The 19,624-nt window shown below is 70.4% G+C and carries 17 protein-coding genes and 2 pseudogenes; 8 read left to right on the top strand and 11 right to left on the bottom strand.

The window, feature by feature from the left end; all coding sequences use genetic code 11:
* Nucleotides 1-56: 56 nt before the first annotated feature.
* Together BA062_RS41380 and BA062_RS25720 are read right to left on the bottom strand one after the other, a co-directional pair.
* Nucleotides 57-263, bottom strand: a pseudogene (locus BA062_RS41380) (hypothetical protein); the annotation flags it as partial.
* Nucleotides 176-853, bottom strand: a complete 678-nt coding sequence (locus tag BA062_RS25720; RefSeq protein WP_168214094.1) for a hypothetical protein — start codon at nucleotides 851-853, stop codon at nucleotides 176-178. The pseudogene BA062_RS41380 and the gene BA062_RS25720, both read right to left, overlap by 88 nt.
* Here BA062_RS25720 and BA062_RS25715 point away from each other — a divergent pair.
* From BA062_RS25715 to BA062_RS25680, 8 genes are all read left to right on the top strand, one after another.
* The gene (locus BA062_RS25715; RefSeq protein WP_245960007.1) at nucleotides 797-1,252 is read left to right on the top strand and encodes a PEP-utilizing enzyme; all 456 of its coding nucleotides are present in this window, start codon (nucleotides 797-799) and stop codon (nucleotides 1,250-1,252) included. The two genes, BA062_RS25720 and BA062_RS25715, sit on opposite strands and share 57 nt — an antisense overlap.
* Nucleotides 1,249-2,310, top strand: a complete 1,062-nt coding sequence (locus BA062_RS25710) for a PEP/pyruvate-binding domain-containing protein (protein ID WP_245960006.1) — start codon at nucleotides 1,249-1,251, stop codon at nucleotides 2,308-2,310. Before BA062_RS25715 ends, BA062_RS25710 begins: the two co-directional genes overlap by 4 nt.
* Before the next feature lie 190 nt (nucleotides 2,311-2,500).
* Nucleotides 2,501-3,235: a PDR/VanB family oxidoreductase gene (locus BA062_RS25705; protein WP_391353792.1), complete on the top strand. Its 735-nt coding sequence runs from the start codon at nucleotides 2,501-2,503 to the stop codon at nucleotides 3,233-3,235.
* A 27-nt stretch (nucleotides 3,236-3,262) separates the two neighbouring features.
* The gene (locus tag BA062_RS25700; RefSeq protein WP_146240071.1) at nucleotides 3,263-4,435 is read left to right on the top strand and encodes an IclR family transcriptional regulator; all 1,173 of its coding nucleotides are present in this window, start codon (nucleotides 3,263-3,265) and stop codon (nucleotides 4,433-4,435) included.
* 419 nt (nucleotides 4,436-4,854) lie between these two features.
* Nucleotides 4,855-6,105, top strand: a complete 1,251-nt coding sequence (locus BA062_RS25695; RefSeq protein ID WP_245960005.1) for a cytochrome P450 — start codon at nucleotides 4,855-4,857, stop codon at nucleotides 6,103-6,105.
* Nucleotides 6,106-6,124: 19 nt separating this feature from the next.
* Nucleotides 6,125-7,069 (top strand): PDR/VanB family oxidoreductase, encoded by a 945-nt coding sequence (locus tag BA062_RS25690; RefSeq protein WP_342768956.1) that lies wholly within the window; start codon nucleotides 6,125-6,127, stop codon nucleotides 7,067-7,069.
* 128 nt (nucleotides 7,070-7,197) lie between these two features.
* A complete protein-coding gene (locus BA062_RS25685; RefSeq protein ID WP_110341099.1) occupies nucleotides 7,198-8,196 on the top strand; it encodes an AraC family transcriptional regulator in 999 nt (332 codons plus the stop codon).
* Nucleotides 8,197-8,306: 110 nt separating this feature from the next.
* Nucleotides 8,307-8,606 (top strand): EthD family reductase, encoded by a 300-nt coding sequence (locus tag BA062_RS25680; RefSeq protein WP_110341097.1) that lies wholly within the window; start codon nucleotides 8,307-8,309, stop codon nucleotides 8,604-8,606.
* A 125-nt stretch (nucleotides 8,607-8,731) separates the two neighbouring features.
* Here the strand turns inward: BA062_RS25680 and BA062_RS25675 are convergent.
* The 9 genes and pseudogenes from BA062_RS25675 to BA062_RS25635 form a co-directional block, all read right to left on the bottom strand.
* Nucleotides 8,732-9,894 (bottom strand): annotated as a pseudogene (locus BA062_RS25675) (acyl-CoA dehydrogenase family protein).
* A gap of 28 nt (nucleotides 9,895-9,922) precedes the next feature.
* Nucleotides 9,923-11,005 carry a Zn-dependent alcohol dehydrogenase gene (locus BA062_RS25670; RefSeq protein WP_110341540.1) on the bottom strand — a complete coding sequence of 361 codons (1,083 nt, stop codon included), beginning with the start codon at nucleotides 11,003-11,005 and terminating at the stop codon, nucleotides 9,923-9,925.
* A 19-nt stretch (nucleotides 11,006-11,024) separates the two neighbouring features.
* On the bottom strand, nucleotides 11,025-12,431 hold the full coding sequence (locus BA062_RS25665; protein ID WP_110341095.1) for an aldehyde dehydrogenase family protein: 1,407 nt from the start codon (nucleotides 12,429-12,431) through the stop codon (nucleotides 11,025-11,027).
* The gene (locus BA062_RS25660; RefSeq protein ID WP_110341093.1) at nucleotides 12,428-12,937 is read right to left on the bottom strand and encodes a flavin reductase family protein; all 510 of its coding nucleotides are present in this window, start codon (nucleotides 12,935-12,937) and stop codon (nucleotides 12,428-12,430) included. The genes BA062_RS25665 and BA062_RS25660 overlap by 4 nt, the downstream gene beginning before the upstream one ends.
* A complete protein-coding gene (locus BA062_RS25655) occupies nucleotides 12,934-14,199 on the bottom strand; it encodes a bifunctional 3,4-dihydroxy-2-butanone-4-phosphate synthase/GTP cyclohydrolase II (protein WP_110341091.1) in 1,266 nt (421 codons plus the stop codon). The genes BA062_RS25660 and BA062_RS25655 overlap by 4 nt, the downstream gene beginning before the upstream one ends.
* Nucleotides 14,200-14,261: 62 nt before the next feature.
* Nucleotides 14,262-16,106, bottom strand: a complete 1,845-nt coding sequence (locus BA062_RS25650) for a sigma-54-dependent Fis family transcriptional regulator (RefSeq protein WP_210406994.1) — start codon at nucleotides 16,104-16,106, stop codon at nucleotides 14,262-14,264.
* A 168-nt stretch (nucleotides 16,107-16,274) separates the two neighbouring features.
* A complete protein-coding gene (locus BA062_RS25645; protein ID WP_110341089.1) occupies nucleotides 16,275-17,459 on the bottom strand; it encodes an LLM class flavin-dependent oxidoreductase in 1,185 nt (394 codons plus the stop codon).
* A gap of 37 nt (nucleotides 17,460-17,496) precedes the next feature.
* Nucleotides 17,497-17,859: a VOC family protein gene (locus BA062_RS25640; RefSeq protein ID WP_245960004.1), complete on the bottom strand. Its 363-nt coding sequence runs from the start codon at nucleotides 17,857-17,859 to the stop codon at nucleotides 17,497-17,499.
* Between the two features lie 22 nt (nucleotides 17,860-17,881).
* Nucleotides 17,882-19,450 (bottom strand): long-chain fatty acid--CoA ligase, encoded by a 1,569-nt coding sequence (locus tag BA062_RS25635; protein WP_245960003.1) that lies wholly within the window; start codon nucleotides 19,448-19,450, stop codon nucleotides 17,882-17,884.
* Nucleotides 19,451-19,624: the final 174 nt, after the last annotated feature.

Below are 19,624 nucleotides of genomic sequence, written 5' to 3'. Positions count from 1 at the left end.
TCCCGCACCCCCAGCGCGGTCTCCTCGGCCCGGTTGGTCGGCGCGTGCGGCAGCCGCACCACGGTGCCCGGCGTGAGCCCGGCGGCCAGCGCCGGGCCCTTGGCCAGCGCCTGCTCCCGGCCACGCTCGGTCAGGCCACGGTCGGCGGTGTAGGTCTGGGTCTCCCCGTGCCGGATCAGCCGGACGCCGACGAGCTCGGCGGGGTTCCACCGCGACCACAACGAGGGCGAGGGATCCTTGGCTGGAGCGGGATTCCCGGACATGACGCTCCCTTCGGCGGCGGTTGGTACCCGCTGGACGTTCGTGGTCTTCGTCCTTCTGCAGGAACGTCTTGATCATGCCGAGGGGCCGGCGTGGGGTCCTCCATCCAGGACGGCAGCGCGATGTCGCACGAGCCCTCCGTGCGCCAGCCGTAGACCTGCAGGAAGTCATCGAACTTGGTCAGCCATGCTGAGGCGGCGCCGCCCTGCGCGGCGACGGCGGACCGCACCTGGCCGGCGTCGTTGGCGGCGAACACCCCTTCGAGCCCGGCGAGGCGGGCCTGCCGGCTCAGCTCGCCGAGCGCCCGGTCGGTCTCCATGATCTTGGTGTCGTGCCCCCGGCGCTCGTACCAGTGGTCGAAGTACTGCCGCCTTGCCTCGACGATGCCGCGGAACTCGTCGTACTTGCGCTCGCCCTCGGCCACCTGGAGCAGCTCCGGCCAGAACAGGAAGATCGTGTCGTCGGCGGCGTCCGCGCCGACCGCCTCGGAGATCTGCTTGCAGGCCCAGCGAGCATGCCCAAGGTGCTCGGCACCGTGCCGGAGGCGGTCACCGACCCGATCCTGATCGAGATCTTCGGCCTCAACCAGCACTTCCTGCGTGCCGTGCAGGCCGCCGGCTCCGATGGCGAGGTGACCACGCTGACCGGGGTGCCCGCCGCGAAGGGCGTCGCGCGGGGCATCGCCCGCGTGCTGTCCAACGCCGACGAGCTGCACCGGGTCCAGCCGGGCGAGGTGCTGGTCTGCGAGTCGACATCACCGAACTGGACGCCGGCCTTCGCGAAGATCGCGGCCTGCGTGTGCGGCGGCGGCACGCTGTCCCACGCCGCGATCGTCGGCCGCGAGTACGGTGTGCCGACGGTGACCGCCGTCGGGCTGGCCACGGTCGCCATCTCCGACGGCGACGAGATCGAGGTCGACGGCACCAACGGCACCGTCACGGTGTTCCGGAAGGCGGACGCGCAGGCCAAGCCCGCGGAGGTGGGATCGTGACGAACTCCGTCGTGGCGCTGACCGAGCTCACCTCGACGAACGCACTGGCGGTCGGCGGTTCGAAGATCGGCCGGCTGGTGGAGATGCTGGCGGCCGGGGTCGCGGTGCCGCGCGGTTTCGTGCTCGGCGTGCAGGCCTACCGCGAGCACTGCGCGGAGTCCGGCCTCGACGTGGTCGTCGACGGTGTGCTCAACGAGCTGCCGGCGGCACCGTCGGAGGCCGAGGTCGAGACGGCCTCGGCGGAGATCCGCCGCGCCTTCGAGAGCGCGCCGATGACGCCGGCACTGGCCGCGGCGGTCACCGCGGCCTACGAGGACCTGTGCGCGCAGTGCGCGGACGTGAACGCGCCGGTGGCGGTGCGCAGCTCGGCCACCGGTGAGGACGGTTCGCAGGCGAGCTTCGCCGGCATCTTCGACACCTACCTCGGCATCTCCGGGGCGCAGCGGGTGCTCGACGCGGTCCGGCAGTGCTGGGGCAGCCTGTTCACCGCTCGGGCCCTGCGGTACCGGCACGAGAAGGGCATCTCGCACCACGACATGCCGATGGCCGTCGGGGTACTGGAGCTGATCCAGGCGCGCGCGTCCGGCGTCGCGTTCTCCGTGCACCCGGTCTCCGGCAAGGCCGACCGCGTCGTGATCGAGGGCTCGTGGGGGTGGGGCGAGGCCATCGTGCAGGGCCTGGTCACCCCGGACCGCGCCGAGGTGGGCAAGGCCGACCTGCGGGTGCTGCGTTACGACATCGGCAGCAAGAACGTGGTGTCGGCCTTCGACTTCGAGGTCGGCCGGGTGGTGGAGACCGAGATGCCGGAGCGGCTGCGGGAGGCGCGGGTCCTGGACGAGGAGGAGGTCACGGCGATCGCCGAGGCGGTGTGCCGCATCGAGCGGCAGTACGGGTACCCGGTCGACGTGGAGTGGGTCATCCACCGGCACCGTCGCGCCGGGGACCCGGTGTGCATCGTGCAGTCCCGCCCGGTCACCGTGCGGGTGAAGGAGCAGGCACCGGCCGGCTGGAACCCGGCTGCGTTCGCCAGTAAGTACGCGTTCCAGGGCAAACGATGAGCCGACTGCTCGTGCACACGATGACCTGGGAGGCCGAGGGGGTGCTGTCGATCGTCCTGCGGCACCCGCGGGTGAGCAGCTGCCGCCCTGGGAACCGGGCGCCCACCTGGACCTGGAGTTCGCCGACGGCCTGGTTCGCCAGTATTCGCTGTGCGGTGACCCGGCCGACCGCGCGAGCTATCGCGTCGCGGTGCTGCGGGAACCGCGGAGCCGGGGCGGCTCGGAGTATGTGCACGAGACGCTTCGTCCGGGGCAGCTCGTGGAGGTGCGCGGCCCGCGCAACCATTTCCGGCTGGAGCCGGCGGCCGGGTACCTGTTCATCGCGGGCGGCATCGGGGTCACCCCGATCGTCCCGATGGTTGCGGCCGCCGAACGGGCCGGGGCGCGGTGGCGGCTGCTCTACGGCGGCCGCCACCGCGCCAGCATGGCGTTCACCGCCGACCTGCGGCGTTACGGCGAGTGCGTCACGCTCGCGCCGCAGGACGAGTGCGGGTTGCTCGACCTGGACGCCGCGCTCGGAGCGGCCGGCGAGGACACCCTGGTCTACTGCTGCGGCCCGGCGCCGCTGATCGACGCGGTGCAGCAGCGCTGCCCGGCGGAGCGGCTGCGGGTGGAGCGGTTCGCCGCGCCGGAGCAGGCGGCCGAGGCGCCGCCCGGCGGGGTCATCGAGGTCGAGCTGGCGCGCAGCGGCAGGACCGTCCGGGTCGCGCCGGACCGTTCGATCCTGGAAGCGCTGCTCGACGAGGGCGTCGACGTGCCGAACGACTGCCGGGACGGGATCTGCGGCAGCTGCGAGACTGAGGTGCTCGACGGCGAGGCCGAGCACCGGGACTACGTGCTCACCGAGAAGGAACGCAGGGAGGGCGGCACGATGATGGTCTGCGTTTCGCGTGCCCGCGGCCAGCGGCTCGTGCTGGACCGCTAACCGGATTGCGTAAATAATGTCCGGATTGTGATCGCGGGACTGGACACCGGCCGGGCCGGCGGCTGTACTCGTCGCGTGGAACAGCATCGCCGAGCGGTCGTGAACGGGCAGGCACCGGCGCCGCCCGAACGGCCCTGTGGGGCGGACGGGCCGCTGCGGTCGGTCTCCATCGCCATGGACGTCCTGGAGTGCTTCACCAGCGTCAGCGAGAACGGGGCCTCGGAGATCGCGCGGCAGCTGGGCATCGCCAAGAGCACGGCGAGCCGGATGCTGGCCACGCTCGCGTCCGGCGGGCTGCTGGAGCGGCGGACGAACGGGCGGTACCGGCTCGGCCTGCGCCTGTTCGAGTACGGCCAGCTCGCCGCGGATCGCTTGCTGCTCAAGGAAATGGCGCTGCCGATCCTGGCGGACCTTCGGGACAGGGTCAGCGAGACGGTCCAGCTCCGTATCCCGCTCGGGGCCGAGGTGCTCTACGTCGACCGGCTAGAGGGCACCCACGGCCTGCGCTTCCACACCGAGACCTACCGCCGCGTGCCGGGGCACTCGTCGAGCTCCGGCAAGGCGATCGCCGCGTTCAACCCGTTCGTCGCCCAGGCCGTGCTCAACGCCGGCCTCGAACGGCGAACGCCCTACACGATCGTCGACCCGGCCAGGTACGTACCGCGCGACGCTCGGCGAGGTCAGGGAACGCGGCTGGTCCTGCTCGGAGGAGGAGTTCGAGGTCGGGCTGTCCTCGGTGGCCGCGCCGGTGCTGGTGCCAGCGCCGCACGACGATGCAGTCCGTCGCGGCGATCTCCATCGCCGGGCCCACCCAGCGCGTCCTCGCCGGGCGCCGGGACGCCGTGGTCGCCAACGTGCTCAAGGCGAGCCGGAAACTGTCCGCCGCGCTCTCCCGCGTCCGCTCGGAATCCTGACGTGCACGTGTTCGCGTCCTGCGCGCGCGTGCCCGCGTTTCGTGCACGTGTCCGCGTTCTGCGACCGTGCGTCAGCGTTCTGTGCGCGCATGTCCGCGTTCTGCGACCGCGTTCCGGCGCGTCCCGTGGCCGACGGCCGCGGCTTCGCACAGCGCTAGCCCAACGTCGCCGGTCGGTCTTCGTCACGAGTTCGGACTCGGCCACGTCATCGACGACCCGCTCGGCCACTCCCTCGCCCACAATTTGCCCGTACCAGAGCGTGAACGCCGTACCGGGTGTGGCGTAGATCGTCGCTTCGCCCGCCGGAAAACGAAGGCGGACCAGCGTCTCGGGGAGACCGGGCCCGCGCGCCTCACGCCGAGCACCGCTCCGACCGGCACCGGTTCGTCGTCATGCTCGACCCACGGCAAGCACAGCAGCGGCGAGCGCGTTCCCGTCGGCATCGGGTTTCTCCAGCACGCCGGAGCGCGGCCTCCCCTGGCGTCGACACCCGGAGCATCACCGAACGCGGCAAGAACCCCTATGACCGGGCTGAACAGCCGGAACCGCGGTGGCGAACCTGCCGCCACCTCCCCGCCGACGAGGCGGGGGAAATCCGTCGCGTAATGCGGATACCGGGCGCGCGGCGCGGATCGACCGATGTGTTCGCGGACACATAGCGTTGTCCACATCAGACGCACGCGATTGGTCAAGGAGGACCAGAAAGTGGACGTCCACGAGAGCACGGCAACCGCGACCGCGGGCGGGGCGCCCGACTTCAACCCGATGACCTCGCCGCACCGGGAGGACCCGCACCTGTTCTACGAATGGGCGCGCGCGGAACAACCGGTGTGCTACAGCGAGACCCTCGGCGCGTGGATGGTCACCCGGTACGACGATCTGATGACCATGGTGCACGATCCGGACACGTATTCGTCGAAGAACGCGCTGCCCTCGATCTGGGACAACCCGCCAGAGGTGGTGCGCGAGCTGGCGGGCTGCGTCGCCGAGGGATCGACCATCGTCAACGAGGACGAGCCGAAGCACCTGCCGTTGCGCAAGGTCCTCGACCACGCGTTCTCCGGCCGGCGCATCCGCGCCGTGTTGCCGCTGATGACCAAGCGCGCCAACGAACTCATCGATGCCTTCGAGCCGGACCGCAGCGCCGACCTGCTGGCGCAGTACAGCGACCCGTTCGTGCAGGCCATCGTCAGCGCTGTGTTCGGCATCCCGGACGAGGACGTCGCGAAGGTGCAGAGCTGGACCAACGACTACGTGCTCCTGTGGAACCCGCTCGCCCCGACGCCGGGGAAGATCGAGGCCGCGCGCAGGCTGGTCGAGTACGAGAAGTACATCGCCGAACTCATCGAGGACCGCAAGAAGCACCCGCGTGAGGACTTCATCTCCGACATGGTGCACGGCAACGGGGATGCGTTCCCGCCGATGAGCTACGCGGACATCCAGTACGTCTTCCGCGGTCTGCGGGTGGCCGGGTACGACACCACCAGGGACACCGTCACCAGCGCGATCCTGCTCATGCTGCAGCACCGCGAGCACTGGGACCGGGCCTGCCAGGACCCGAAGGCCATCCCGCGCCTGGTCGAGGAGACGCTGCGCCGCGACGCGCCGCACCGGGGCCTGATGCGGGTCACTACGAGGGAGACCGAGCTGGGCGGGGTGACGCTGCCCGCCGGATCGGCGCTGCTGCTGCTGTTCGGATCGGGCAACCGGGACGAGCGCAAGTTCCCCGATCCGGACGCGGTCGACCCGGATCGCGCCAACGTGCGGGAACACCTGGCGTTCGGCAACGGCATCCACCAGTGTCCCGGTAACAACCTGGCCAGGACGGAGGTTCGCGTCGCGCTGGAGACGCTGACGCGGCGGCTGCCCCAGATCGACCTGGCTCCGGACTACCGGCCGACCTACATCGCCAGCTACTTCTTCCGTGGCCTGGAATCGCTTCGCGTTGTCTGGTGATGACGGCAGGGAACGGATCGTGAACAGCATCGAACGCACGATGCGGGTGAGCGCGGTGACCGCCGTGGCCGATGGCGTCATCGCGCTCACCCTCGTCGACCCCGATGGCGGCCTCCTGCCGGAATGGCAGCCGGGGGCCCATCTCGACGTCGTCCTGCCGGGGCCGCTCGTCCGGCAGTACTCGCTGTGTGGCGCGACCAGTGACCGCACCCGCTACCGCATCGCGGTGTTGTTCGAGCGGGACGGGCGGGGCGGCTCCCGCTACCTGCACGAGCGGGTTCATGCCGGTGACGAGCTGAGAATTCGCGGGCCGCGTAACAACTTCCGGCTGGAGGAGGCCGAGTTCTACCAGTTCGTGGCCGGCGGCATCGGGATCACGCCGATCCTGCCGATGATCGCCGAGGTGCAGCGCGCCGGCCTCAGCTGGGCGCTGCTCTACGGCGGTCGCAGCCTGGACTCGATGGCGTTCCTCGACGAGCTCGAGGCCTATCCGGGCCAGGTGACCGTGGTACCGCAGGATCGGCTGGGACTGCCTGACCTCGATGCCCTGCTGGGTGACCTCAAACCCGGCACGAAGGTGTACTGCTGCGGGCCGGGGGGTCTCATCGATGCGGTGCGTGCGCGCTGCGACGAGGAAGTCCTCCGGTACGAGCTGTTCAGAGCGCCCGAGACCGATGACGTTGACTCCGCCGGCGACCACCCGTTCGAGGTGGTCCTCGCCTCGACCGGGAAGACCGTGCTCGTCCAGCCAGGTGAAAGTGTGCTGGCGAAGGTGCTCGACGCGGGGGCCGACGTGCTGCACGACTGCCGGGACGGCATCTGCGGCAGTTGCGAGACGGCCATCCTGGAAGGCGAGGCCGACCACCGCGACCATGTGCTCACCGCCGCAGAACAGCGGGAGAACTCGTGCATGATGATCTGCGTATCGAGGTGCCGCGGCGAAAGGTTGGTGCTCGATCTGTAGTCGCCGTTCGTTCGGCGGTGCCGAACGGCAGGCGTGCGCCGGCGCCTGGCCCGATCTACGCTGGACCGTCACGAAAAGGAACTTCCCCAGGTTCCCGGTCGGTCGACGTCCTGTCGGTGGTGAGCGAAATGCCCGGTCCCGCAAGCGGTTCGCCGATCCACCCGGCCGAGACCGTGCTGCGGACGACCAGCTGGGACGAGGCGTGCGCGGCGGCCAGCGCCGCGTACTTCCCGCACCGACTCAGCGGGCTACCCGGCGCGCGGTCGCTGGACATGGACATCCGCACCGTCACCATGGGTCCGCTCACCATCGGGCGCCTGCGCTACGGCGCGGACGTGCGCCTGGAGTGCGGCGAGCTCGGCATCGGCTACGAGGTGAACATCCCGACGTCCGGCCAGGTCGAGTCCGTCTGCGGGCGGGAGGAGGTCGCCTCCGGACCCGGCCGCGCGACGGTGTACCTGCCGGTGGGACGAACCTCGATCACCAGGTGGAGCGCGGACTGCGCGCAGTTCGGCATCAAGTTCGAGCGGACCTATCTGGAGACCGAGCTGGAACGTCTGCTGCAGCATCCCGCCCGGCTGCCGCTGCGGCTGGCGCCGAGCCTGGATGTCAGCCGCGGCACCGGGCTGAGCTGGCTCCGCCTGGTCCGCGCCCTCGTCGCGCAACTCGGGGACACCGACGCGCTGCTGCGCCACCGGCTGGTTGCCGGCCAGCTGTGCAGCGCGCTCACCGCCGGTTTCCTGCTGGCGACCAGCCACGACTACCACGCCGAGCTGGCCGCGGCGCCGCCGCCGGCTCGACCGAAAGCGGTCCGGCGTGCCATCGACGTGCTGGAGAGCCGGCCGGACGAGCCGTGGTCGGTGATCGACCTGGCCGCGACCGTTGGCAGCAGCGTGCGGCGGCTGCAGGAGGGTTTCCGGCAGTACGTCGGTATGTCGCCGATGACGTACCTGCGTGAGGTGCGGCTGCGGCGCGCCCACGAGGACCTCGGCCGGGCGGCGGAGGAGGGCCGCACGGTCGCCGATGTCGCGCACCGGTGGGGGTTCACCCACCTCGGCCGGTTCGCGGCCGCCTACCGGAAGAAGTACGGGGTGGCGCCCTCGCACACGCTGTCCCTCGATGGTTGAGCTGGAAATGGCCGCGTTTTCGGCACAACCGGCGCGCGATCCGGATCGGCCGGCGGGGTGAATTCGGTTAGCGTCAGATGATTCCGTCGCAGCTCAGCGAAAGGTCACCCATGTACCGGCTCACCATCTGTTATGGACACCCGGCCGACCCCACCGCCTTCGACGAGTACTACCGCACGGTGCATCGGGGTCTGGCGGAGCGGGTGCCCGGCATCCAGAAGTTCGTGGTCGGCCGGTGCGACTCGCTCGACAGGACCCCGCCGCCGTACTACCTCGTCGCGGAGCTCTCCTTTGCCACCAAGGAGGTCATGCAGGCCGCGCTGGCCTCGCCGGAGGGCGAGGCGGCGGCCGCCGACCTGGCGAACTTCGCCACCGGCGGCGCCACCCTGTTCGGCCAGGAGGACTGGTGACCCGCACCCGTGTCCGCGCCCGGTGACCGCGTGTCGGCGTTCTGCGCGCACGTGTCCGCGTTTCGGGTACGGGTGGGGGTGCTGGGCGAGCTGATCGTCCGTGGCCGAGCGGCGCCGACGCGGGCTCAGCGGAAGGCGGACAGGCCGGTGACCGCCTGGCCGATGGAGAGCGCGTGCATCTCCTCGGTGCCCTCGTAGGTCAGCACCGTCTCCAGGTTCGCCATGTGCCGCATCACCGGGTACTCCAGCGAGATGCCGTTGGCACCGAGCATCGAGCGGGCGGTCCGCGCCACATCCAGGGCCGCCCGCACGTTGGCGAGCTTGCCGAAGCTCACCTGTTGTGGTGCAGCTTCCCGGCGTCCTTGAGCCGGCCGATGCGCAGCGCGACCAGCCCGGCCCGGTTGACCTCGACCACCAGGTCGGCGAGCTTGCGCTGAGTGAGCTGGAAACCGGCGAGGGACTTGCCGAACTGTTCGCGGTTCAGCGTTGCCTGGTAGCAGGAGCGGGCCGCGCCGACCACGCCGAACAGGATCCCGTAGCGCGCCTCGTTCAGGCAGGACAGCGGGCCGCGCAGGCCGCGGACCTCGGGGAACGCGGCGTCGGCCGGGAGCCGGACACCGTCGAGCACCAGCTCCGCGGTCAGCGACGCGCGCAGCGAGAGCTTGTGCTTGACCTCGTTGGCGGTGAACCCTGGCGTGTCGGTGGGCACCACGAACCCGCGGATGCCCTCGTCGGTGCGTGCCCACACTACGGCCACGTCCGCGACGGTGCCGTTGGTGATCCACATCTTGGTGCCGTTGAGCACCCAGTCCGCGCCGTCGCGCACCGCGTGCGTGCGCATGCTGCCCGGGTCGCTGCCGGCGTCGGGCTCGGTCAGCCCGAAGCAGCCCAGCGCCTGCCCGGCCGCCATCCTCGGCAGCCACTCCCGGCGCTGCTCCTCCGACCCCCACCGGTGGATCGCGAACATCGCGAGCGAACCCTGCACCGACACGAAGCTGCGCAGCCCGGAGTCGACCGCCTCCAGCTCGCGGCACGCGATGCCGTAGGCCACCGCGCTGGTGCCCGCGCAGCCGTAGCCCTCCAGGTGCATGCCGAGCAGCCCCAGGCCACCGAAGCCCTTGGCGAGCTCGGCGGCCGGCAGCGACCCCGTCTCGTACCAGTCGGCCACGTACGGGGTCAGCTGCTCGGCCGCGAACGCGCGCACGGCGTCGCGGATGTCGCGTTCCTCGCCGCTGAGCTCGTCGTCGAGGTCGAGGAAGTCGTGGGGGTTCGGGGTGCTTGCGCTCATTCGGTCGCTCCTGCAGTGATGGGTTCGGTCAGTCGAAGAGAACCAGGGATCGTGCGCCCTCGCCACGACGCATCCGGTCGAAGGCCGCGGGCACGTCCGCCAGCGAGATCCGGTGGGTCACCAGCGCGCCAAGGTCGAGCGAGCCGTCCAGCGCGGCGGCGGCGATCAGCGGCACATCGCGGTCGGGGTCGGCCGAGCCGTAGACCGAGGAGGTCAGGGTCCGGGCGAAGTGGAAGATTTCCAGCGCGGAGAAGGACACCGCGTCGTCCCTGGCACCCATCCCGACCACGATGCAGTTGCCGCCGCGACGGGTGCTCTGCCAGGCCGCCCGGATGGTGGCGGCCCGACCGACGCATTCGAAGGCGTGGTCGGCCCCCCGGCCCCCGGTCAGCGACCTGATCGCCTTCGGCAGGGCCTTGTCGGAGAGCAGGAATTCGGTGGCGCCGGCGGCGCGCGCCAGCTCCTCCTTCTCCGGCGACAGGTCCACGGCGATGATCGGGTCGGCGCCGGCCAGCCGCGCGCCGGCCACCGTGGACAGCCCGACCCCGCCGAGGCCGAGCACCGCAACCGACTCGCCGGGCCGCACGCCGGCGGTGTTGCGCACCGCGCCGACCCCGGTGAGCACGGCGCAGCCGATCAGCGCGGCCTCGGCCACCGGGAGCCGCGGGGGCAGCGTGATCACCGCCTGCTCGCCGACCACGATCTCCTCGGCCAGCGCGCCGACGCCTAGCGTGACGTTGGCCTGGGTACCGTCGGCGAGGGTGCCCCGTGGCCGGCAGGCCACGCCCTCCGCGGTCACACACAGCCACGGCTCGCCGGCCTGGCAGAACCAGCACTGCCGGCAGGCAGGCGACCAGTTGACCACCACGTGGTCGCCATTGGCGACCCGGGTCACGCCCGGTCCGGTCGCGCTGACCACGCCGGCCGCCTCGTGCCCGAGGATCAGGGGGAACTCGGGTGTCACCGTCCCGTTGATCATCGACAGGTCCGAGTGGCAGACGCCCGCGGCGCGCACCTTGACCCGGACCTCGCCCGGCCCCGGCTCGGGCAGCTCGACGTCCTCGACCGCCAGGTCGGTGCCGGCCCCGCGGGCCACCAATGCCTTCACCATCACCACGTCACTCCCGTGCTCATCGCTGGATCGCCTTGGTCTGCAAGAACTCTTCGAGGCCGTAACGCCCGAGTTCGCGCCCGATACCGGACTGCTTGTAGCCCCCGAACGGCGCCTGGGGGTTGAACGCGGCGCCGTTGATGTCCACCGAACCGGTCTGCAACCGGTGGGCCACCGCCAGCGCGCGTTCCTCGTCGCCGGACCACACCGCCCCGGACAGCCCGTAGCGCGAGTTGTTCGCGATGCTCACCGCCTCATCGTCGTCGCCGAACGGGATGACCGCGAGCACCGGGCCGAAGATCTCCTCCTGCGCCACCACGTCGTCGGGTTTGACGTCGGCCAGCACCGTGGCGGGGACGTAGTGGCCGTGCGGCGGCACCTCGTCGCCGCCGGCGACCAGCCGTGCCCCCTGGGACAGGCCGGTTTCGATATGCGCGAGGACCGAGGAGCGCTGGCGCGCCGAGGACAGCGGCCCCAGCCGCGTGCCCTCCAGCATCGGGTTGCCGACGGGGTACTTTCCGGCCGCCGCGGCGGCCAGCTCTAGTGCCTGCTCGTACCGGCTGTGCGGCACCAGCATCCTGGTCCAGGCCATGCAGGTCTGCCCGGCGTTGAGCAGGGCGTTGCCAACCCCGACCTTCACCGCCGCGGTGAGGTCGGCGTCGTCGAGGATCACGTTGGCGGACTTGCCGCCGAGTTCGAGCGCGACCTTCTTGACGTTCTCGGCGGCCAGCACGGAGATCCGCTTGCCGACCTCGGTGGACCCGGTGAACGACACCATGTCGACACCGGGGTGCACGGCCAGCGCGGCACCGGCCACCGGTCCGGGCCCGCAGACCAGGTTGAACACGCCGGCCGGGAGCTCCGCCTCGTGCACGGCGTCGGCCAGCAGGTAGGCGACGAACGGGGTGAGCTCGGCGGGCTTGAGCACCACGGTGCAGCCGGCCAGCAGCGCCGGCGCCACCTTGGCGATCATCTGGTGCAGCGGGTAGTTCCACGGGGTGATCGCGGCGACCACCCCGATGGGTTCCTTGAGGATCAGGGAGTGGCCGATCCGCTCGGTGAACTCGTAGCTCTCCGCGAGGTCCGCGTAGCCCCGCAGCACGGTCAGCGGCAGCCCGGCCTGGATCGCGGTGGCGACCTTCAGCGGCGTGCCGAGCTCCATGGTGATGGTGCGCGCGATGTCGTCGCGGCGCCGGTGCAGGCCTTGCCAGAGCCGGTCGAGGTACTCGGCGCGCTGCCGGGGTGACATCCCGCTCCAGGCGGGGAAGGCGTCCCTGGCGGCGTGCACGGCGCGGTCGACGTCGGCGGCGCCCGCCGCGGGCACCACCCCGATGATCTGCTCGGTTGCCGGGTTTTCCACTTCGAGGACGTCGGAGCCGGTTGGCTGGACCCACTCGCCGCCGAGGTAGAGCTTCGTGCGTTTCATCGCCCTGCTTTCCGTTCGTGCCAGTCGGAATGGAAGCCGCGCCGGAAGTACAGCGCGGGTGGTTCCGCGCCGAGCTCCACGTCGCGTACCCGCCCGACGAGGATGGTGTGGTCGCCCCCGTCGTAGCGGGCGTACTCGGAACATTCCAGCAGCACCGGCACGCCGGGCAGCACCGGCAGGCCACTGGGGTTGGTGACGAACTCGCCGCCGCCGAACTTGTCCGCGCCCCTGGTGGCGAACCGGGTGGCCAGTTCGGTGTGGCCGGGGTGGATCACGTGGATCGCCCAGGACCTGGCCCGTTCGAACGGCGGGTGGCACTGCGCGGTCCTGGCCAGGCAGACCAGCACCAGTGGGGGATCGGCGGAGACGGAGCAGAACGCGGTGGCCGTGAAGCCCCACGGTGTGCCGTCCTCGGCCGTGGTTGTCACGATCGTCACACCGCTGGGGAACGAGGCCATCGCCTCGCGGAAACGCGCCGGCAGGTCCTGTGTCACCCCGGCGGTCATGACGCGTCCCGCTGCAGCGGTGCCGGTGCGTGCAGGGCCTGCGCCTCGTCCGCATGGCCGACGTCGAGCAGGTGGTGCAGCCGGTGCGCCTTGGTCCTCAGGTACGCGCGGTTGTGCTCGTTCGGCGGCACCCTGATCCCGACCCGCTCGGTGATCGTGATGCCGTACCCGAGCAATCCCTGGTACTTAGCCGGATTGTTCGTCATCAGCCGGATCGAGGTGACGCCGAGGTCGGCCAGGATCTGCGCGCCGATGCCGTACTCGCGGGTGTCTACCGGCAGGCCGAGCGCCAGGTTCGCGTCGACGGTGTCCAGGCCCTCGTCCTGGAGCTGGTACGCGCGGAGCTTGTGGCTCAGCCCGATCCCGCGGCCCTCGTGGCCGCGCAGATACACGATCACCCCACGCCCGGCGGCGGCGAGCTCGGCCATCGCGGCCCGCAGCTGCTCGCCACAGTCGCACCGCCGGGAGCCGAACACATCGCCGGTCAGGCATTCGGAGTGCACCCGAACCAGCACATCGTCCACATCGGACACATCGCCGAGTACGATCGCGACATGCTCGACGGGATCTGAATCGTCCACAGTGGACATATAGGTGATCGCGGTGAACTCGCCGTGCTCGGTGGGCACCCGGCCGGCCGCGACCCGCCGCACGAGCGACTCCGTGCGCAGCCGGTACCGCACGATGTCCGCGACGGTGATCATGGTGATGCCGTGCCGCCCGGCGAATTCGGTCAGGCTCGGCAGGCGGGCCATGGTGCCGTCGTCGTTGGTCACCTCGGCCAGCGCGCCGGCCGGCCGCAGCCCCGCCAGCCGACAGAGGTCCAACGCCGACTCGGTGTGCCCGGCCCGCTTGAGCACCCCGCCAGGTCGGGCCCGCAACGGGAAGATGTGCCCCGGCCTGGAAAACGCCGAAGCGGGCACGGTGCGGTCCGCGAGCGCCCGCACGGTCAGCGCGCGATCGGCCGCCGAGATCCCGGTCGAGGTGCCCTCCTTGAGGTCGACCGACACGGTGAACGCGGTGCCGCGCGGATCGTCGGCGGCGGCCACCATGGGTGGCAGACGCAGCTCGTCGAGCCGCTCGGCGTCCATGCCAACACAGATCAGGCCGCTGGTGTGCCGGATCATGAACGCCATCGCCTCGGACGTGACGTGTTCCGCGGCGATGATCAGATCGCCTTCGTTCTCCCGGTTCTCGTCATCGACGACGAGCACGAAGAGCCCGTTGCGTAACTCGCTGAGTGCTTTCTCCACGTTCCGCATGCTGTGAAACGTAAAGAGTTCCGCACCCGCGGAGCTGTCCTACTTCGCTACAGCGGAGGAGGTCAGCCGCTGAAGCGGTTGTCGTCGATACCGAGCGCGCGCAGCTTGCGGTACAGGGTCGAGCGCGCGATACCGAGCCGTTCCGCCGCGGCGAGCTTGTTGCCGCCGGTGTCGGCAAGCGCCTGCAGGATGGTGTCGCGCTCGGCCCGTTCCAGCGAGGCGAGCCGGTGCCGCGTCGGCGAGGAGCGGTACTCCGGCGGCAGGTGCGCCTGGGCGATGTCCGAGCCCATCGAGCGCAGCACCGCCGAGGTGAGCACCGTCTCCAGCTCGCGGATGTTGCCCGGCCAGTCCAGCGCGGTCAGCGTCTGCAGGGTGGCCGGCTGCAGCCGCGGGGCGGGCGAGCGCGGGGTGCGCCGCTTGATGATCACCGGGGCGATGTCGGCGATGTCCTCCACCCGGTAACGCAGCGGTGGTACGACCAGCGAGGCGGGGAAGTGGTCGAGCACCCGCGCGGCCGGGCCGGGCGCGCCGCGGGCCTGCGCGGTGGCCACCAGGTGGGCGCGGCCGGTCTCGGTGCTCTCCAGGCGGCCGAGCACGCGCGGGCACAGCTCGGGCGGCAGGTCGTCCAGGTGCCGCAGCACCAGGGTGCCCGGTGTGGTGCTGCGCGCGGTGAACCGTTCCAGCCACGCGTCCGGGTCCTGGCGGGCGACCCGCCCGTCCAGCACGGTGCACGGTTCGGCCGGGGCCCACCGCTTATGCAGGTGGTGCGCGACGAACAGCTTCCCGGCCCCCGGCTCGCCGCAGAGCAGCACCGGCAGGTCGGACTCGACGACGGCGTCGATCTCCCGGCGCAGCCGCTCGCTGGCCACGCTACGGCCGGGCAGCACGTCCCCGACCGGCGTCGTGGGGCGGCCGGGCCGCCGGGGAGCGGCGGGCGTCGCGGCCCGTGGCCGGGTCGTCTTGCCGGGCGGGCGGACCCGCATCTCGACCAGCACGCCGGCCAGCTGGCTGCCGTCGCCGACCTTCGACGCCCTGGCCTGCACCACGATGTCCTGGGCGAGGCGCACCTCCCCGGTGCACTCCTCGCGGCCGGCCAGCATCCGGGAGGTCCAGTCCCACAGCAGCGCCTGGTCGGAGGGGTCGAGCAGTTTCGACGCCGCGGTGTTGGTGATGATGAAGTCCTGGTTGAGCGACACCACGGCCGACGTCGTCTTGCGGGAGACCCGCAGGAAGTGCTCCAGCAGCATTCGTTCCCGCAGCGACGCGTCGGCGTACATGCGGGATTCGATCTCGCGGACCGCGGAGAGCACCAGCGGCTTCATCAGCACGTTGCTGTCGTCGAAGCGGCAGGTCACGTCCAGCACGCCCTCGACGGCGCCGGTGATGGGATGCATCAGCGGCGACCCGATGCAGGCGAACTCCTGCAGGTTCTCCCGGAAGTGCTCGCCGCCCTGGACCAGGAACGGCTTGCGTTCCTCCAGCGCGCTGCCGATGCCGTTGGTGCCGGTGTACTCCTCGGCGTAGCGGAAACCGGGCGCCACCATGGCCTTGTCCAGCGCCTTGGACAGCTCCCGGCCACCGGCCCGCCGGTCCAGGATCTGCGCCTCGGAATCGGCCAGGATGATCGTGGCCGGACCGCCCATCAGCTGCTCCGCGAGCCGGTCGATCACCGGCGCCGCGGCCCGCAGCAGGCGGCTCGGGCGGTCGAACTCGGGGTTGTAGGGGACATCGTCGCTGCTGGCCGCGACGCCGATCAGCTGGCAGCGGCGCCACGAGGAAGCGATGTCCGCGCGCACGCCGAGGTCGGGCGGCTGTTCATCGGGTTCCGTCGTCAGGCTGGCCGCGTCGCTGAGCACTCGCTCCCGCGCGCGGCGCAGGGTCGCAGCCGGCTCGCTGATTCGTCCCACAGGTCACCTCGCCATTGATCGCGCCCTACAGGTGAACGGAATGTAACGGTGTCGTTGCCGACCGACTGTCCCAATATAGGACACGTGGGGTCGATCACCCTCTGGATACAAGCGAACGCGGCCGGGACCATGAGTGATCTCCGGCCGCGTTCGCGCAGGTCAGCGGGCCTACAACCAGTTCGGGGCGATCTCGGTCTGCCACAGCTCCATGCTGCGCATCTGGACGTCGTTGGGCACCGGGCCGGAGTACTGCCACTGCAGCAGGTACTCGGGGTCGTGCTGCTCCACCAGCTTCTCCACCTGGCGGTTCACCTGGTCCGGGGTGCCGACGAACTCGAAGCCGCGCTCGTTGAGCGTCTCGTAGTCGGGCGAGATGGTGCCCTGCTCACCCTTGCGGCGCAGCACCTCACCGAAGCCCATCGGGCCGAACCATTTGGGGAACACGAACCCGTTGCCACGCCGCGCCCAGTAGTGCGCCTCGTCGGCGTCGCGCGAGACGAGCACGTCGCGGAAGATGCCGACTCGCTGCCCGCGCTTCAGCTGGCCGTGCCCGGAGGCCTCCGCCTCCTCCTGGTACACGTCGAGCAGGTTGGCGATCACCTCGTCGTCGGTGTTCATCACGATCGGCACGATGCCCTCGCGGGCGGCGAACCGGAACGAGTCCTCGCTGAAGCTGAACGGCTGGAACACCTGCGGGTAGGGCTTCTGCAACGGCTTGGGTGCGATGCCGATCTCGGTGATGACGCCGTTCTCGTCCTGCCCCCGCCCGTACTCGCGCACCGCGTCGTGGTGGAACTCGATCCCGGCCGGCGGCACCTCCCAGTGCTCGGTGCGGGTGTTCACGGTGTCCGAGGTCCACAGCTTTTTCAGCAGCTCCCAGTGCTCGTTGAACCGCTGCCGGTTGGCGTTGTCGCGTGCGGACTTGTCCGAGAAGGTGGCGCCGACGTGGTAGGTCTGGCCGAGCACGTCGGCCCACCGCTTCTGGTAGCCGCGGGCGATACCTACGAACGCGCGCCCGCGGGACATGTGGTCCAGCATGGCGATGTCCTCGGCCAGCCGGATCGGGTTCTGGAACGGCAGCACGTTCGCCATCTGGCCGACCTTGATGTTCTTGGTCTGCATGGCGACGTAGAGGTCGAGCAGGATCGGGTTGTTGGATTCCTCGAAGCCCTCGATGTGGAAGTGGTGCTCGGTGAACGCCACGCCCCAGTACCCGAGGTCGTCGGCCAGCTGCGACTGCTTGGTCAGCTGGTAGAGCATGTTCTGGTAGTTCTGGTCGTTGATACCGGCCATGCCCTTGGTCATCTGGGAGTAGCTGCCAACGGCTGGCAGGTAGAACAAGATCGACTTCATTACTGCAACCTCCTGGATCTCTTTCGGGAGTTGGGTTTCAGCGACCGCCGGCGGGCGGCCCGTACACGGAGACCGGATTGCCGGCCGGGTCGCGCAGCAGCGCCCGCACCTCGTGCGGCCCCTCGCGTGGCGGGTCGAGCACCTCGGCGCCGCGCGCCGCCAGGTCGCGCACCGCGGCCGACACGTCGTCGGTCTTGAATGCAGGCACCACACCGTGTTCCGGGGCGGGATGGTCCGCCGCGGTGACCAGCGCGAGGGTGCAGCCACCGGCATCGAGCGCGGCGTACCGGTTTCCGTCGCGGAACTTCACCGGTAGGCCAAGGGTTTCGGTGTAGAACTTCAGCGCGGCGTCGAGCTCGGTTACCGCGACGAGCAGGGTGCGCAGCGAGAGTGTGGTCAAGGTGATCACTTCCGTTGGTACGTCAGAGGGAACGGACGCCGTCGAGGCCGTCGGCGAGGTAGCACGCGCGCAACCGCTTCTTGTCGAACTTGCCGACGGATGTCTTGGGAATGCGCCGGACGAAGACGATGTGGTCGGGCACCCAGTACCTGGCGAACCTGATCCGCAGGTGGTTCCGCAGTTCCTCGGCGGTGACCGTGCCCTGCGCCTCGACACAGGCGAGGGGGCGTTCGAGCCAGGTGTCGTCCGGGATCGCGATCACCACCGCCTCGCGGACCATCGGGTGCGCCATCAGCGCGTTCTCCAGGTCCACCGAGGAGATCCACTCACCGCCGCTCTTGATCAGGTCCTTCGACCGGTCCTTGAGCTGCATCGAGCCGTCCGGTGCGAACACGCTCACGTCGCCGGTGCGCAGCCAGCCGTCCCGGAAGCTGTCCACGGTGCGCGGGTCGTCGTAGTACTCCCTGGCGACCCAGGGGGAGCGCACTTCGAGCTCGCCGACGGTCTCGCCGTCCCACGGCAGCTCGCGGCCGTCTTCGCCGGTGATGCGCATTTCCACCAGTGGCAAAGGTTTTCCTTGGGTAAGCGTGTTCTCGGCGAAGGTGGCGATGGGGGAGGTCTCGGTCATTCCCCAGCCGTTGACCACCACTGTGTCGTTGTTCCGCCGCCACCATTCGGTCAGCGCGGCCGGTGGTGCCTGGCCGCCGAGCCAGAGCCGGCGCAGCGAGTCGAGCCGGTAGCGCCGGCCCGTCCTTTCGTGCGCGTCCTTGAGCATCGTGCCGACGGTGACCGCCGCGACCACGGTGCTGGGCCTGCGGTCGTGGATGGTGCGCAGGAGATCCTCGGGGCTCGGATGGATCCCCGGCAGCACCAGGGTCGCGCCCTGCAGGGTGCACGCGTACGGGGTGCCCCAGGCGTTCACATGGGACATCGGGGTGACCACCAGGTAGGTGTCCTCCTCGGCGATCTCCGCCGATCCCCTGGCGCACAACGCCAACGCGTGCAGGACCATGCTGCGGTGGCTGTACACCACACCCTTCGGGTCACCGGTGGTGCCCGAGGTGTAGCACAGCGAGGCCGCGGTGTTCTCGTCGAACTCGGGCAGCCCCACCGGGGCGGCCTCGGCCAGCAGGTCCTCATAGGAGAACGCCGGGGTCAAGGTGGTGTCCTCGGGAACCGGGCCGAGCACCACGTAGCACCGCACCGAGGGCAGGCGGTCCGCGATGGATTCGAGTAGCGGCACCAGATCGGGGTCGACGAACACGGCCCGGTCACCCGCATGGTCGATGGTGTAGGCGAGCTGGTCCTCGGACAGCCGGTGGTTGGCGGTGTGCAGCACCGCGCCCATACCGGGGACCGCGAAGTAGCACTCCAGGTGCCGATGGGTGTTCCAGGCCAGGGTCGCCACCCGGTCACCCGGCGCGATCCCCAGAGCCTGCAACGCCCCGGCCAGCCGCCTGACCCGGTGACCGAACTCGGTGTAGGTGTACTCGTGATAGCCGGACGCCGTGCGGGACACCACCCGCTTGTCGCCGAAAATCCTTTCGCCGCGCCAAAGCAGCCGCTTGATCAACAGCTGCCGATCCATCATCAGACCGTCCATCGCCCGCTACCGCCTCCCTTCCGCACTCCGGCGGTGAGAGGACGATGCCATGGTGATGGCAGACACAACCGTCCCAATACGAGACAGCGGTTGGCAGCCGGGGTCGATGTCGCGTATTCGGACAGTTCCCGTGCGCCGCGCGGCTGGATACTCTCGCCACCT

Origin of the sequence: Prauserella flavalba, assembly GCF_003202235.1 — a bacterium.
In the GTDB taxonomy this organism is placed as follows: Bacteria; Actinomycetota; Actinomycetes; order Mycobacteriales; family Pseudonocardiaceae; genus Prauserella_A; species Prauserella_A flavalba.
Note: the sequence above shows the minus strand (reverse complement) of the source record. Positions and strands in the feature narration are given on the sequence as shown.